The 12,268-nt window shown below is 53.8% G+C and carries 15 protein-coding genes and 1 pseudogene; 9 read left to right on the forward strand and 7 right to left on the reverse strand.

The window, feature by feature from the left end; all coding sequences use genetic code 11:
* Positions 1-120: 120 nt before the first annotated feature.
* Positions 121-714, reverse strand: a complete 594-nt coding sequence (locus tag ROR01S_RS23875) for a TetR/AcrR family transcriptional regulator (protein ID WP_032716719.1) — start codon at positions 712-714, stop codon at positions 121-123.
* 141 nt (positions 715-855) lie between these two features.
* Here ROR01S_RS23875 and ROR01S_RS23880 point away from each other — a divergent pair, with 141 nt between their 5' ends.
* The 6 genes from ROR01S_RS23880 (at position 856) to ROR01S_RS27180 (ending at position 6,223) form a co-directional block, all read left to right on the forward strand.
* Positions 856-1,911: a sugar phosphate isomerase/epimerase family protein gene (locus ROR01S_RS23880; RefSeq protein WP_032716721.1), complete on the forward strand. Its 1,056-nt coding sequence runs from the start codon at positions 856-858 to the stop codon at positions 1,909-1,911.
* Positions 1,912-1,936: 25 nt separating this feature from the next.
* A complete protein-coding gene (locus tag ROR01S_RS23885) occupies positions 1,937-2,833 on the forward strand; it encodes an alpha/beta fold hydrolase (RefSeq protein ID WP_064359935.1) in 897 nt (298 codons plus the stop codon).
* Positions 2,823-3,725: an alpha/beta hydrolase gene (locus ROR01S_RS23890; RefSeq protein ID WP_064359936.1), complete on the forward strand. Its 903-nt coding sequence runs from the start codon at positions 2,823-2,825 to the stop codon at positions 3,723-3,725. The genes ROR01S_RS23885 and ROR01S_RS23890 overlap by 11 nt, the downstream gene beginning before the upstream one ends.
* Positions 3,726-4,136: 411 nt before the next feature.
* Positions 4,137-4,523: a hypothetical protein gene (locus tag ROR01S_RS23900; RefSeq protein ID WP_004858320.1), complete on the forward strand. Its 387-nt coding sequence runs from the start codon at positions 4,137-4,139 to the stop codon at positions 4,521-4,523.
* Between the two features lie 1,062 nt (positions 4,524-5,585).
* Positions 5,586-5,843 (forward strand): DUF1883 domain-containing protein, encoded by a 258-nt coding sequence (locus ROR01S_RS26625; RefSeq protein ID WP_158662247.1) that lies wholly within the window; start codon positions 5,586-5,588, stop codon positions 5,841-5,843.
* A gap of 8 nt (positions 5,844-5,851) precedes the next feature.
* On the forward strand, positions 5,852-6,223 hold the full coding sequence (locus ROR01S_RS27180) for a hypothetical protein (protein ID WP_142245001.1): 372 nt from the start codon (positions 5,852-5,854) through the stop codon (positions 6,221-6,223).
* A gap of 335 nt (positions 6,224-6,558) precedes the next feature.
* Here the strand turns inward: ROR01S_RS27180 and ROR01S_RS23910 are convergent, their stop codons facing one another.
* From ROR01S_RS23910 to ROR01S_RS23930, 6 genes and pseudogenes are all read right to left on the reverse strand, one after another.
* Positions 6,559-8,892, reverse strand: coding sequence for a primase-helicase zinc-binding domain-containing protein (locus ROR01S_RS23910; protein WP_064359938.1), 2,334 nt, complete (start codon positions 8,890-8,892; stop codon positions 6,559-6,561).
* A gap of 11 nt (positions 8,893-8,903) precedes the next feature.
* A complete protein-coding gene (locus tag ROR01S_RS23915) occupies positions 8,904-9,224 on the reverse strand; it encodes a DUF5375 domain-containing protein (protein WP_002889897.1) in 321 nt (106 codons plus the stop codon).
* A complete protein-coding gene (locus tag ROR01S_RS23920; RefSeq protein ID WP_004098168.1) occupies positions 9,221-9,448 on the reverse strand; it encodes a hypothetical protein in 228 nt (75 codons plus the stop codon). The genes ROR01S_RS23915 and ROR01S_RS23920 overlap by 4 nt, the downstream gene beginning before the upstream one ends.
* On the reverse strand, positions 9,445-9,639 hold the full coding sequence (locus ROR01S_RS27835; protein ID WP_501161682.1) for a host cell division inhibitor Icd-like protein: 195 nt from the start codon (positions 9,637-9,639) through the stop codon (positions 9,445-9,447). The genes ROR01S_RS23920 and ROR01S_RS27835 overlap by 4 nt, the downstream gene beginning before the upstream one ends.
* Positions 9,640-9,663: 24 nt before the next feature.
* A pseudogene (locus ROR01S_RS27840) lies at positions 9,664-9,996 on the reverse strand (ash family protein); the annotation flags it as partial.
* Complete coding sequence (locus ROR01S_RS23930) at positions 9,993-10,259, reverse strand: helix-turn-helix transcriptional regulator (protein ID WP_004174792.1); 267 nt, start codon at positions 10,257-10,259, stop codon at positions 9,993-9,995. The gene ROR01S_RS23930 and the pseudogene ROR01S_RS27840, both read right to left, overlap by 4 nt.
* Positions 10,260-10,800: 541 nt before the next feature.
* Here ROR01S_RS23930 and sid point away from each other — a divergent pair.
* From sid to ROR01S_RS23945, 3 genes are all read left to right on the forward strand, one after another.
* Complete coding sequence (gene sid / locus ROR01S_RS23935) at positions 10,801-11,538, forward strand: capsid size-determining scaffold Sid (protein ID WP_064359940.1); 738 nt, start codon at positions 10,801-10,803, stop codon at positions 11,536-11,538.
* Positions 11,535-11,780 (forward strand): ogr/Delta-like zinc finger family protein, encoded by a 246-nt coding sequence (locus tag ROR01S_RS23940; protein ID WP_004185270.1) that lies wholly within the window; start codon positions 11,535-11,537, stop codon positions 11,778-11,780. Before sid ends, ROR01S_RS23940 begins: the two co-directional genes overlap by 4 nt.
* A gap of 17 nt (positions 11,781-11,797) precedes the next feature.
* A partial coding sequence (locus tag ROR01S_RS23945; RefSeq protein ID WP_064359941.1) for a phage polarity suppression protein occupies positions 11,798-12,268 on the forward strand: 471 nt, incomplete at its 3' end.

Here is a 12,268-nt window from a genome sequence, read left to right on the forward strand (position 1 = left end):
GGTGCGAAAGGAGACAAACGAGAGCGGGTGGCGTCTCGTGGTCATCGTGAGGCTTCCTGACCTGCGATGGTAAACTAATTACCCGTTGATATTAAAAGATTTATTGCTGGCGACAATGCGTTACGCTGTGCACGGCAGCGCGTTAAGCGCGACGTTAACTGCCGCTAACAATCGCGCTTCTGAGACACCGTCGCGCGCCTGAACGGAAAGACCATGCAAAAAGACGGCGAAATAGTCTCCCAGACTGTCGGCATCGGTTGTATCCGGTAGCTCGCCGTTATCCACCGCCTGTCTCAGTCGGTCGATGATCTGTTGCGTGCGTTGCAGGCGGTGCTCGGCCAGCCAGGTTTTGATCTCATCATTTTCCGCGCTGACACTCGCGGCAGAGGCGACGACCATACATCCTCGCGGTAATTCCGCCTGGCTGTACAGGCGCACGGCGTCGACAAGCATCTTTTTGATCGCCTCCTGCACGTTGTTCTCAGCGGCGAAGGCCCGATCTGCAAACCCGCCTTCCTGGCTTTCATAATGGGCGATGGCCTGTCGGAACAACTGTTCTTTTGAACCGAACGCTTTGTAAATGCGCGCGGAAGCGATGCCAAGTTCTGCCACTAAATCCGACATTGACGTACCTTCATATCCCTGTCGCCAGAAGAGATTGCGCGCCTTCAAAAGCGCATATTCGCGATCAAATTCGCGCGGTCTGCCTGCCATTGTGCTGCTCCATTTTGCCTGCCGTTCAGTCACACAGGATCGCTTAAACCTGCGCTATTACCAAAGAATTTATAAATTTTTCTTGTGGTTCTCCGATTTTATTCCTATTGTTTGTCAATCGACAAACAATAGGAGTTTACGATGAAAACCATCAAAGGCCCAAGCCTGCATCTCGCCCAATTCAGTGATGGGATAGCCCCGTTCAACAGCTTGCCTGCGATTGCCCGATGGGCTTCGGAAACCGGCTTCAAAGCATTGCAAATTCCGGCATGGGATCGGCGTCTGTTTGATGTAGCCACCGCGGCGGAGAGCCAGACCTACTGCGATGACCTCACCGGAATGCTGGCGGAACATGGCCTGGTCGTCAGTGAACTGACCAGCCATATTTTCGGCCAGCTGATGGCGGTACATCCGGCTTACGACGCCATGTGCGACAGTTTTGCGCCGTCGGCACTGCATGGTGATCCGCAGGCGCGCGGTGAATGGGCGCGGCAGCAGCTGCTGTTGGCCGTCAAAGCCTCAGCACGGCTTGGTCTCAGCGAGCTGGGCACGTTCTCCGGCTCGCTGGCCTGGCCCTATCTGTTTCCGTTCCCGCAGCGTCCGGCAGGGTTAATCGAAGCGGCTTTCGACGAGTTGGCCAGACGTTGGCTGCCGGTACTCAATGCCTGCGATGAGCAGGGTATTAACCTGTGTTATGAAATCCACCCGTGCGAAGATCTGCATGATGGGGTGACGTTCGAAATGTTTCATCAGCGGGTAGGGGAACACCCTCGCTGTCAGGTACTTTTCGATCCCAGCCACATGGTGCTTCAGCAGCTTAACTATCTGGAGTTTATTGATATTTATAAAGATGTTATTGGCATGTTTCACGCCAAGGATGCCGAGTTTAATCCCACCGGTCGCCAGGGCATCTATGGTGGCTATCAATCGTGGATTGACCGTGCAGGCCGTTTTCGCTCGTTGGGGGATGGTCAGGTTGATTTTAATGGCATCTTCTCGAAGCTGGCACAATATGACTATTCCGGCTGGGCTACCCTGGAGTGGGAATGTTGCCTGAAACACCCGCAGGACGGCGCCCGGGAAGGTGCTGCTTTCATCCGCGACCACATCATTAACGTCACTGATAAAGTGTTCGACGATTTCGCCGGCGCACAGGTTAATCCTCATCAGATCAATACATTACTCGGCATTCGCTAAGCCGTAATATCACAGGGAGTCCCCCATGAAACAGCCATATGACGAGATCCTGGAACAGGATCCCGGGACGCAACACGTCTATACGAAGGTAAACGGACAACGCATCCACTGCGTTGTCGCAGGGAAAGGGCAGCCAGTCCTGCTGATCCCCGGATGGCCGCAGACCTGGTATACCTGGCGCCATGTTATGCGTGCGCTGGCCGCGGCTGGTTTTCAGGCGATAGCCGTAGACCCGCCCGGCATCGGCGATTCGGACAAACCGCGCGACGGTTACGACACCGGAAGTATCGCCGTGATGTTGCATACGATGATGACGCAACTGGGACATTCGCGTTACTGTCTGGTGGGGCACGATGTCGGCATGTGGATTGGCTACGCTATGGCGAGCGATTTTCCGCAGGCCGTCGAGCGCCTGGTGCTGACAGAAGCGGTGATCCCTGGTCTTGCTCCGCCACCGCCGATTTTTGTCGCGCCGGAGGAGAACATTTTTCTGTGGCACTTCATGTTCAATCAGTTGACTGATTTACCTGAAACCTTGACTTACGGGCGTGAATCACAGTATCTCAACTATATTTTCAACCGCTGGTCCCATCGCCGCGATCGGGTCGCCGCAGAGGTTTACATTGACTCTTATTCGACTCCGGGTGGATTGCGAGCGGGCTTTGAGTACTATCGGGCGATCCCGGAAACCATTCGACAGAATCAATTACGCGCGCAAACGCCATTAACCATGCCGGTACTAACAATCGGTGCGGAGCACGCGACGGGCGATGCGCCGCTGGCCACCTTACGAGGCAACGCGCATGATTTGCGCGGCGAGACGGTGGCCGACTGCGGACATTTTATTACCGAAGAGTGCCATGAGGTTTTTATCGCGCTGATTGTGCCATTTCTGTCAGAGGGGACCTGTTATGCCGCTTGATAAGCGTATTGCCGAGTTTTTGGCCTCTTTGGCGGGAACACCGGCGCCCGTGTCGCTGACCGATATGAGAATGGCGATAGAAACGGGTTTGCGCCAGCTGCAGGGCAAAGGGGAAATGAGCGGAGGTATTAAGGATTATGTCGTTGTCGCTGATGACGGCCATCGCATTACGCTTCGCGCCTATAAGCCCGTAGCGGCAAATGACGGGAGCGCCCGGCCAGCAATGCTGTTTGCCCACGGCGGCGGTTGGTGTCTGGGGTCTCTGGCGCTGTACGATCAACCTTGCCAGGCATTGGCTAACGCGACGGGCCGGATAATTCTGTCGGTTGATTACCGGCTGGCGCCAGAATATCCGTTTCCTCGCCCCCTGGAAGATGTCTATCAGGCACTATGCTGGGTTTACGAGCAGGCGCATCGTCTGGGTATAGATGCCAGTCGGTTAGCGGTGGGCGGCGATAGCGCTGGAGGAAATATGGCTGCGGCTACGGCATTGTTGGCTCGGGACCGCGGGGGGCCTCATATCGAGCATCAGCTGTTGTTGTATCCAGCGTTAAGTCGCGATATGGCGACGGAGAGCTACCGGGAGTTTGCCGAAGGCTACTTTTTAACGCGAGATGCGATGGCGTTTTGCTGGGACAACTATCTTGGCCTGCGTCGTCATCCCTACGCCGAACCGCTGCATGCCGCTTCACTCAGTGGCTTACCTCCGGCCACCATTTTGAGCTGCGAATATGATCCGTTACGCGATGAGGCTGAGGATTATGGGCAACGGCTTCAGAAAGCTGGCGTTAAGGTGCGCAGCGAGCAATTGCAGGGGATGGTCCATGCCTGTATCCATATGTCAGGTCTGACCCCGGCGACAGGCCAGCTATTCGAGCTCGCCCGCGGTTAACGGAAGGCGTGCAGCCAAAAAAGCACATTGCAACGGCGCGGCCGGTGGTTTACAGCCGCTGATAATCATCCGCTCAGGCATTTTTGCCCTCCCGATTTTCAGCTCGCATTAGCTGTAATCAGTGCCGGTTCAACCCCACAATGCCTGCAAATGGACCGGCATTTTCCGCCCCGACATGCATCGCAATTTTACTTAACATGTTGAGCCGCACTGACGGTTTAACCTCAGCGACTGGCTGCGCCTGCATACGGGAAAATAGCGTTGGAAATGTCTCTATGATGGCGGAGGCATCTGGTGCCGATGTAAGCATCCCTGCCCCCTCTGATAAATAGCAGTGTCTGTGATGCATCATTGAACGTTACTGAAAGCGTGGATAGAATTAAGAAAACTCTTATAAATGGAATGGCGTTTATGGTTAAGAAAATCTCATGGCTGGGCTTGTCGGTACTTCTTCTGTCACAGGTTGCTATTGCAGAAAATTCAAGTAACTGGATTTCGGTTGCATCTAATGACACCACTGAGTATTCAGCTAAAAAGGGTACTTTCAAAAACATCAAAGGCGAGTCATCTATCCTTATGATGTTCGATAACAAAAGCGATAAGACAATCAAATACTACAAAGTCAGCATCAAAAATGCGGATTGTGACAATGGCTTCGGAAAGCTGAGTTTCTTCGGTATGGATGGGAGATTAGATTTTCAGGGCGATTACGTAGCCGATGGTAACAGCGTTGGTGCTGGCATGGGGGATTTTATCTGTGGCGTGAGAATTGCGGCCGCAAACGCACAAAATAGCTAATATATCAGGGGCGTTGGTTATCATCGCCTCTCTGTTAACTCCTCCTCTGCTGATTCATTTAGGTATACCTCAGGAAGCACTGTAAGGGGCATCGGAGCTGAATGCGTAACTTTTAAGCGTTTATTGGGCAATTTTGAGACATTGGAAGTCATCAGCTTCGAGTTGAGCTTGCACCTGTTCGAGCGGTACAACGACAGGCCGTTACAGTTAACATCCCAATTGCCATATCAACCATAACGGCAGCTATGAGGGATGATTTACCGATTCTTATAGATGAATTAAAGGCAGACCTTTAAGTTTAACATATTGATTTATAAGGATCTTTAAGTGATGGTGCCGATAATAGGAATCAATAAATTGAATCAAGGTGTTGATATATAAGTAAAATTTAAGTTCGATAAATAAAACTATACACATCCCTATACACATCGTCGATGGCGTTCTTTTTTTGAGCTCAATTCTCAGTAAGAAAAAGTTTTTTTGCATTTAACTGTTCACACTGTTCACCTCCTTATTTTTCTTTTTAATATCATAGTGATAGATGGTGATTAGTTGGTGAAGAGTGAACAGTCAACTCTTCACCTTAGCGCATCTCCGGTCTGTTTCCAGCGACCATCACGGCATACGATGGTGATGAGGGGGAAGTAAAAAGTTTTTTTGGTGAAAACTGTTCACACTGTTCACTGCATGTTTTTGTTATTTATTTTCAAGGTATTAGCGCGTGAATACTCGGTGAACAGTGAACACTTTACTGTTCACTTCCACAAATTATAGATACAAGCGTTTTGTCTGCTGTGAGCGTGAAGTGGATTTACTAACTTTATCATGTATAAGAACTGTAAAGTTACTCAGGGCCTCTATACTCAAATGAGAGCATATTGATAATTCCAAAATATTCCGATAACCTACTATTATAAACCGGTTATTATTGATAAGGAACTGCCAAGTGTTTTTTTTGGCAACTCACTTACGAATCCTACATCAAGCTGTTTACTACTTAAGTCGCAGTGTGCACAATTTATTTTCTTCGCTATGCCCTTTTTTTATAAAGAGGTTTTTTTTATGAATTTTTTGCACTACAACCTTAATTTAACTAGCGGTAATGTTGTTGAAGTTACATTAGATAAACAAGCAAATGTACGTCTGATGGATGATATTAATTTTACAAAGTATAAAAAAGGCATGCAACATCAGTACTATGGTGGATATACAACTAAGTCTCCCGCAAGGTTAACTGCTCCACGTTCTGGACACTGGAATTTGGTTATTGATTTGGGAGGGTATCCTGGCACAGTTAATGCATCAGTTAGGGTTCTATAGGAATAATTATGACGCAGACACCAGAGAAAGAAGATGGGTTTACTGTCGCCATACTCCGTGCAAAAATTGATACGCTCACTATATATGAGATATCTGAAGAAGAATTGCTGACTATAGAGCGTGGTTCACCAGATTCTATTTATCTTACGATTGCAATCGCTTTACTCTCTTTCGCATTAGCAATTTTTTGCTCATTGCTTGTTACAGAAATAAAATCAACGGTAGTTATGATCGTCTATGTGCTAATAGTTATTGTTGGATTTGTCATTGGGGTTATATTGTTGATTTTATGGAAAAGAACGGAAAGTTCTGTTTCAGCATGCGTGAATGTTATACGTAAAAGATTACCTCCTCCAGGAGGAGAGCAGAAAAAATCATAAGATACTAATAATGGATGTTATTTCAATACCCGATATAAGTACTAAAATATTGGGACTCTAATGTTGACCTGCTCACGAATGCTGATAATTGACTTACCCGACTGATTAACATATCGAGTTATTGGTAATGTCGAATTTTGGCACTGGGCGGTCTGATAACGTTTAAGGGTAAAAAAGTTTTTTTCTGGAAAAACTGTTCACACTGTTCATTCGGTGTTTTTATTGTTTATTTTCATTGTGTTATCTGGTGAATACTCGGTGAGCAGTGAACGCTTTACTGTTCACTCGGGTCGGTGTGCAGGTAAAAAAAGACCGGCAATGCCGGTCCGGGTTGGTTATGTTGCGGTAGGTTCGTCGCACTTCGGCAGCCAGTCGGCGTTGCTTTCCTCCCTGAGCGCGAGATTGGTCTGCATGCCCTGATTTGTGCGGCGCTTCTCATAATTCAGACCGTACTCTTTCAGCATGGCTGAGAGCCCCTTGCCGAACATGGTCAGGCTGAGCGCGTTCCTGTAGCCGTGGGCCTCCATGTATACCAGATAGGCGTGATACAGATACAGGCGCGGCTGGCGCGGGATAATGTTGGCGTTCCCCATATACATCCCGTCCGGCTCCGGCAACATTTCCAGATAGCCGCAAAAATCAAACGTCGGGTCAGCATCGCGCTTGATGCTGAGCGCCTCGTCGGAGTTCTGCTGCGACTGGAGAAGCGCGCGGGCACTCATCGGGTCGCTGAACTGCTGCATTAACTGGCGCACGATGACGGCCAGCTCGCGGGCGATTTTATCCCTGAGCTGCGGGTCGCGCTCCTCCGGGGCTATCTGCTCCGGGAAGTGGATAATCACCCGGCGACGTGACACGCCGCCGCTGCGGTCGGTGAAGCGCATCGGGTTATTGTTCACGGCCAGAATCACCGCCGGAATATGCGTCGAGTACGGGTTCTGGTATTTCGGGTCAACGGAGACCGCATCGCCGCCGGTGATGGCCTTGAGCCCCGCACCGTCACCGCTCCATTTCTCCTGGTCTGGCAGACGAATGAGCGAGAAGCCAATCAGGGAGGCACGCTTGCGGGGGTCTTCCAGCGTGTCGATATCGGCTGACGTGGCGTTATCCTCTCCGGCCAGCATCGTGGCAATTTCGGCGAGGATACTTTTCCCGCTGCCGCCGGGACCGGTCACTTCGAGAAAGAGCTGCCAGTCGTAGCGGTTCGCCAGCACCATAAACAGCGCGGCCAGAATCACGTTACGTTTTGTCGGGTTGCCGCTGGCCGCCCGGTCGAGCCAGCGCCAGAAGTTCGGCGCGTGGGTTTCCAGTGTTTCCCCCTCGACCGGCGGGGTAAAATCCACGTCGCACAGGGTGCGCAGCCAGTGCGATTTGCTGTGCGGGCTGAACAGACCGCTTTGGGTGTCGAGCACGCCGTTGCGAAAACCAATCAGACGGCGTGCCGGTGCCTCCTGCTGCGGAATAATCAGCTTCAGGGTCTCCACCACCGAGGCAATTCTCCCCGATGAGAACGGGGCGCGCAGGCGCTGGAACAGTCCGGCCACATCGCGGGCAAAGTCAGACGGCGGAATCACCTTCCAGATGCCGCTTTCATAGCGGGACAGGAGCTGGCCGTTGGCGTCCACGGCCAGCGCTTCGCCGTAATGCTCGTGCACCCGCATCGCCTTATCGCTGGCGCTCATGGCGGTAAATTCCGCCTCGCTCATGGTGTCAAACGGGCTTTGTGCCGCTGGCCGGATGGCGGCATAAATGGCGTTCCGCGTAACGTCCTCCCCCTTCAGCATCACCGCATCATTCCAGTCACCGAACACCGGCGGCAGGGCGACAATGCCCTCACAGGACTGAGCGGCTGCGGTGGCTGTGTTCTGGCCGGTGCCGTTCAGGTCACGGTCAGCGGCGAGGATAATCTGACAGGTCGGGTGTTTCTGACGGGCCAGGCTCGCCAGAGAAAGAAGGTTCACGGACGACAGCGCCACCATGACGGTTTCGCCGGTCAGGTGATGCACGCTAAGGGCAGTCGCATAGCCCTCCGCTATCCACAGGCGTTTTCCCGCCTGTTTCTGTCCGTCTATAAGATGGCATACCCCTTTGACCTGCCCGCCCTTCAGGGTGCGCTTGAGCCCCTCAGCATTAATAAGCTGGAGGTTAACCAGCGCGCCAGCCCCGTCATACAGCGGCACCACCACATCACCGGCGCGGTAGGCCACGCCGCCGGTTTTGTGCGACGTGGTCAGCGTCAGACACTCACGACCGGCAAAGCCCTTGCGGGTCAGGTAGGCGTTGCCGGTGGCCGGGCGCGTTTTCTCCAGCAGTCTGACGGCCAGCGCGGCTGCCGCCTTGCGGTCGGCTTCCGTTCCGGCGTCTGAGGCCGCAATCACTTCCGGGGCCACCGGCGGCATATTGCCGGTGACGGCGTTCACCTTCCCGGCGGCCTCGGATGCCGATATGCCGAACACCTTCTCGACCAGTTTCAGGCCGTCACCGGCGCCGCACTGGTTACAGAACCATGTGCCACGCCCCTCTTTATCGTCAAAGCGGAACCGGTCAGCGCCGCCGCACACCGGGCAGGCCTGATGGCGGTTTTTTATCACCTTCATGCCCAGCGCCGGGAGAATGCGCGGCCAGTGGCCGCACGCCTGTTTTACGGTGTCCGTTACGTTCATTTTCATGGTTTTCTCCCTCAGTGCAGTACAGGCGATGTCAGATGGCGGGCGCAGAGTTCATCCATCACGGCGAGCCCGAGGAAGGACAGCGACGGGGCGGCTTTCAGCGGCCCGGCCTGCATCAAATCTTCCAGTAATGCACAGGCAATCAGACGGCCTTTTTCCTCGCCGTGCTGGCGCAGATAGAAGCCCTCCAGCTCGGCGGCGATGGCACTTTCCAGCGCGTCGAGGGTGAGGTGGGGATAGCGGTGCTGACGTTCGCACAGGGTCAGCCAGGCACAGGCCACGGCGCGGCGATACAGGGCAGCACGCAATACAGGCGGCAGAGGCGTTTTCATACGTTGCCCTCCCCGGTGAACCAGCGGTGGTTGCAGCGCTCGACCACGCCGTCGAGCTGGGCGGTCATCAGGTAAATCACGGAGGTGAGCTGTAACTGCTGAGTCGGGTCACGACGCAGGGAAGTACAGTCCTGCACCTGCATCAGCTCGCCGACGAACTGGCCGACGTTACGCAGGTGCTCCAGGCATTCGAGGTCTTTGACGGTGATGGCGGGCTGTTTCATGCACGCACCTCCGCCACCGGCAGACGCCCGGCAAACGAGAGGACGTAATCGCGGACGAGGGAAAGGCGTGCGGCGTGTTCATCCCCGGCGACGGCGCGGAGCATACAGATACGGGGCTGACGGTCTGCGCGACGAACGGCGGCAAATACAAAGACAAACTGCGGGTGTGACGGGACGAGGATAGTAGCCATGATGGCAGCCTCCAATGTTTGCATGTGACTGCTGCCACCGGAAACGCCAATTTCACTGGTGGTAGCCCAAACGGGGTTGGCGTAACCGGCAACATTGGAAACCGGCGCTTCGTGAGAAGCCCCCGCCTGAGCCACCATTACTCGATGGAGCCAAAGATTTTTAAATCTTTGGATCAAAAATGGTTGCGCTAAGGCATAGACACAAAAAAAGACGCAAGGCGCGTCTGGTGTCGCCAATGTTGTAAACGGGACGCCAATCCCGGCTGCCGATTTTGCGGCAGCGACAAAACTATACCTGGAAACGGCGAAGGGAAGCAAGCCAGAAAAAGGGGCTTTTTGCGGAACGGGCATCATCATGCGTCATAGCCCCGGTTGCGTTCGGCGATACGGTCGGCCATCCACCCGGTGATTTCCGACTGAGCCCACGCCACATTTTTTCCGCCGAGGGAGATTTGTTTCGGGAAAGCCTCCCGGCTGATGAGGTCGTAAATCGTGGAGCGAGACAGCCCGCACAGATGCATCACTTCGGGCAGGCGGATAAAGCGCTCGTGAACGGCGTCAGAGACTGGCATCAGCGGCGCGGCAGGGGCAGAAGACGGGGAAGAAAAAGCGGTGTGCATCGGGCTACCTCATAAAGTCCATACAGTGCCGGTCGTGTCCGTCCGGCCTCGGGTAGCTCTCTATTTTGTGAATATTTTCTCTGAGGGCAACAAGTCATTTTGTAGTGGCCCACCACACAACAGAACGACTTTTAGACAGTGGCAAACGTTGGCCATCTTTTGGTAAACGTTGGCAAACTGGTGGCCCATTCCTGATTACTTTTATTTATATATTATTGGTTTTTAATCGCAAAAAAGACTAAAAGAGCAAGGCTTCGTCAAAGCAGAAAGGTGAACAGTAGTGAACAGTCGGTGAACACTTTTACTCTCAACTGTTCACCACTTAACTTACTGTATTATTTATCTTTTTATTTAAAGTGAACAGTAGTGAACAGTTATATGTAAAAAAACAAACGGTGAGTATGCTTTTCCTGAGACCTTTCTCTGGCAAGCCGGGTTTTGACGTCCTGTTTGTGCCAGAACTGCCACAACCGCAACAGGTCGTGTTGTTGTGTGTGCCCCGGCAGAATCACCTCATGTTGAAATCACGAGGAAACCTGCCATGACCGACACCACCTTTATCCCTGATTACCTGAAACCGGCGCTGGAGCGACTGGCCGCAGCCCGAGAAGCCCATCTTGAACAGGCCCGCCGGATGGAGGACACCCTGACGGCCATTACCCGCGCGGAGGAGCAGAAAGCGGCGCTGGAGCAGGACAACGGCAGCGACACCCGCACATGGCGCGCCGCTTTCCGTGCCGGGGGTGCCATGCTGACCGATGAGCTGAAAAGCGGCCATATCGAGCGAGTGGCCCGCCGGGAGCTGGCGCAGGAATGCCACAACCTGACCGAAGTGCTGGCCTTTGAACGTGACCAGCTGAAAGCCACCTGCAACAGCACTGCGCGGGCATTCCGCCAGGCGCATCATGCTGTGCTGAGTAAATACGCTGAGGAAGAGCTTAACCGCGCGCTGAATGACACCCTCGGGCCACTGGTCCGGGCGATGGTGCTGAAAGCAGAGGTGATGGAAAATCCGCTGGCCAACACCACCGGCCATCAGGGGTATATCGAGCCGGAGAAAGAGGTCATGCATCAGGTGGTGACCTTCCTGACCAGGAAAGTGAGCGCCTTCTCCGTCACGCCAGCCGATGAGCCGGTGCTCTCCCTGACCGGCTTCCCGGCCGTCGCGCTTGCGCATATGGACCACGACGCCGCCAGCACGCCCGGCGAGCGTAAGGTCTGGCAGGAGAAAATGCGTCAGCGCGAGGCTGACCTGAAAGCGCGGGGGCTGCTGCCATGATGCACTGTCCGTTCTGCAAAAAGTCGGCGCATGCCCGCACCTCCCGCTATCTGTCGGAGAACGTCAAACAGCGCTATCACCAGTGCACCAATATTGAGTGCTCGGCGACGTTCCGCACCACTGAAGCCATCGACGAGGTTATCCGGCCCCCGGCGGAGAAAGCGCCGCCTGTCGCGGAGCCGGTCACACCCCCGGCACCCCGTAAAGTGCAGGGCTGCTACAGCTCGCCATACCGTCATTAATCAGGGGAGAACTGACCATGACCACCCTTACGCTACAGCAGGCCTTTGAAGCCTGTCAGAAGAACGAAACCGCCTGGCTGAACCGTAAAGCCGAACTGGCGGCCGCAGAGCAGGAATATCAGGAACAGGTGCTGGCCGGGGATGACCGTATACCGGACAGAATGCAGACACTGCGCGACATTATCGATGTCAAAAAATGGGAGATAAATCAGGCCGCCGGACGCTATATCCGCTCTCATGAAGCGGTGCAGCGCATCAGTATCCGCAACCGGCTGAATGACTTTATGCAGGCGCACGGGACAGCGCTGGCCGCCACGCTTGCCCCGGAGCTGATGGGACTCAGCCAGCAGCCCGCACTCCTGACCGGCCATGCGCTCGACCGCTCGGCGCATTACCTGAGGGAAGCGCTGTCCGTGTGGCTGAGTACCGGTGAAGAAATTAATTATTCGGCAGAAGACAGCGATATTTTAACGGCCATCGGATTCAGG

This window comes from Klebsiella ornithinolytica NBRC 105727 = ATCC 31898 (genome assembly GCF_001598295.1).
GTDB lineage: Bacteria > Pseudomonadota > Gammaproteobacteria > Enterobacterales > Enterobacteriaceae > Klebsiella > Klebsiella ornithinolytica.

Bases quoted from the DNA above. Each gene is read 5' to 3' on its own strand.
- sid (WP_064359940.1), top strand. From the start codon at position 10,801: ATGACCGACACCACCTTTATCCCTGATTACCTGAAACCGGCGCTGGAG.
- ROR01S_RS23915 (WP_002889897.1), bottom strand. From the start codon at position 9,224: ATGAAAACGCCTCTGCCGCCTGTATTGCGTGCTGCCCTGTATCGCCGC.
- ROR01S_RS23890 (WP_064359936.1), top strand. From the start codon at position 2,823: ATGCCGCTTGATAAGCGTATTGCCGAGTTTTTGGCCTCTTTGGCGGGA.
- ROR01S_RS23900 (WP_004858320.1), top strand. From the start codon at position 4,137: ATGGTTAAGAAAATCTCATGGCTGGGCTTGTCGGTACTTCTTCTGTCA.
- ROR01S_RS23920 (WP_004098168.1), bottom strand. From the start codon at position 9,448: ATGAAACAGCCCGCCATCACCGTCAAAGACCTCGAATGCCTGGAGCAC.
- ROR01S_RS23930 (WP_004174792.1), bottom strand. From the start codon at position 10,259: ATGCACACCGCTTTTTCTTCCCCGTCTTCTGCCCCTGCCGCGCCGCTG.
- ROR01S_RS23910 (WP_064359938.1), bottom strand. From the start codon at position 8,892: ATGAAAATGAACGTAACGGACACCGTAAAACAGGCGTGCGGCCACTGG.
- ROR01S_RS23940 (WP_004185270.1), top strand. From the start codon at position 11,535: ATGATGCACTGTCCGTTCTGCAAAAAGTCGGCGCATGCCCGCACCTCC.
- ROR01S_RS23885 (WP_064359935.1), top strand. From the start codon at position 1,937: ATGAAACAGCCATATGACGAGATCCTGGAACAGGATCCCGGGACGCAA.
- ROR01S_RS26625 (WP_158662247.1), top strand. From the start codon at position 5,586: ATGAATTTTTTGCACTACAACCTTAATTTAACTAGCGGTAATGTTGTT.
- ROR01S_RS23875 (WP_032716719.1), bottom strand. From the start codon at position 714: ATGGCAGGCAGACCGCGCGAATTTGATCGCGAATATGCGCTTTTGAAG.
- ROR01S_RS23880 (WP_032716721.1), top strand. From the start codon at position 856: ATGAAAACCATCAAAGGCCCAAGCCTGCATCTCGCCCAATTCAGTGAT.
- ROR01S_RS27835 (WP_501161682.1), bottom strand. From the start codon at position 9,639: ATGGCTACTATCCTCGTCCCGTCACACCCGCAGTTTGTCTTTGTATTT.
- ROR01S_RS27180 (WP_142245001.1), top strand. From the start codon at position 5,852: ATGACGCAGACACCAGAGAAAGAAGATGGGTTTACTGTCGCCATACTC.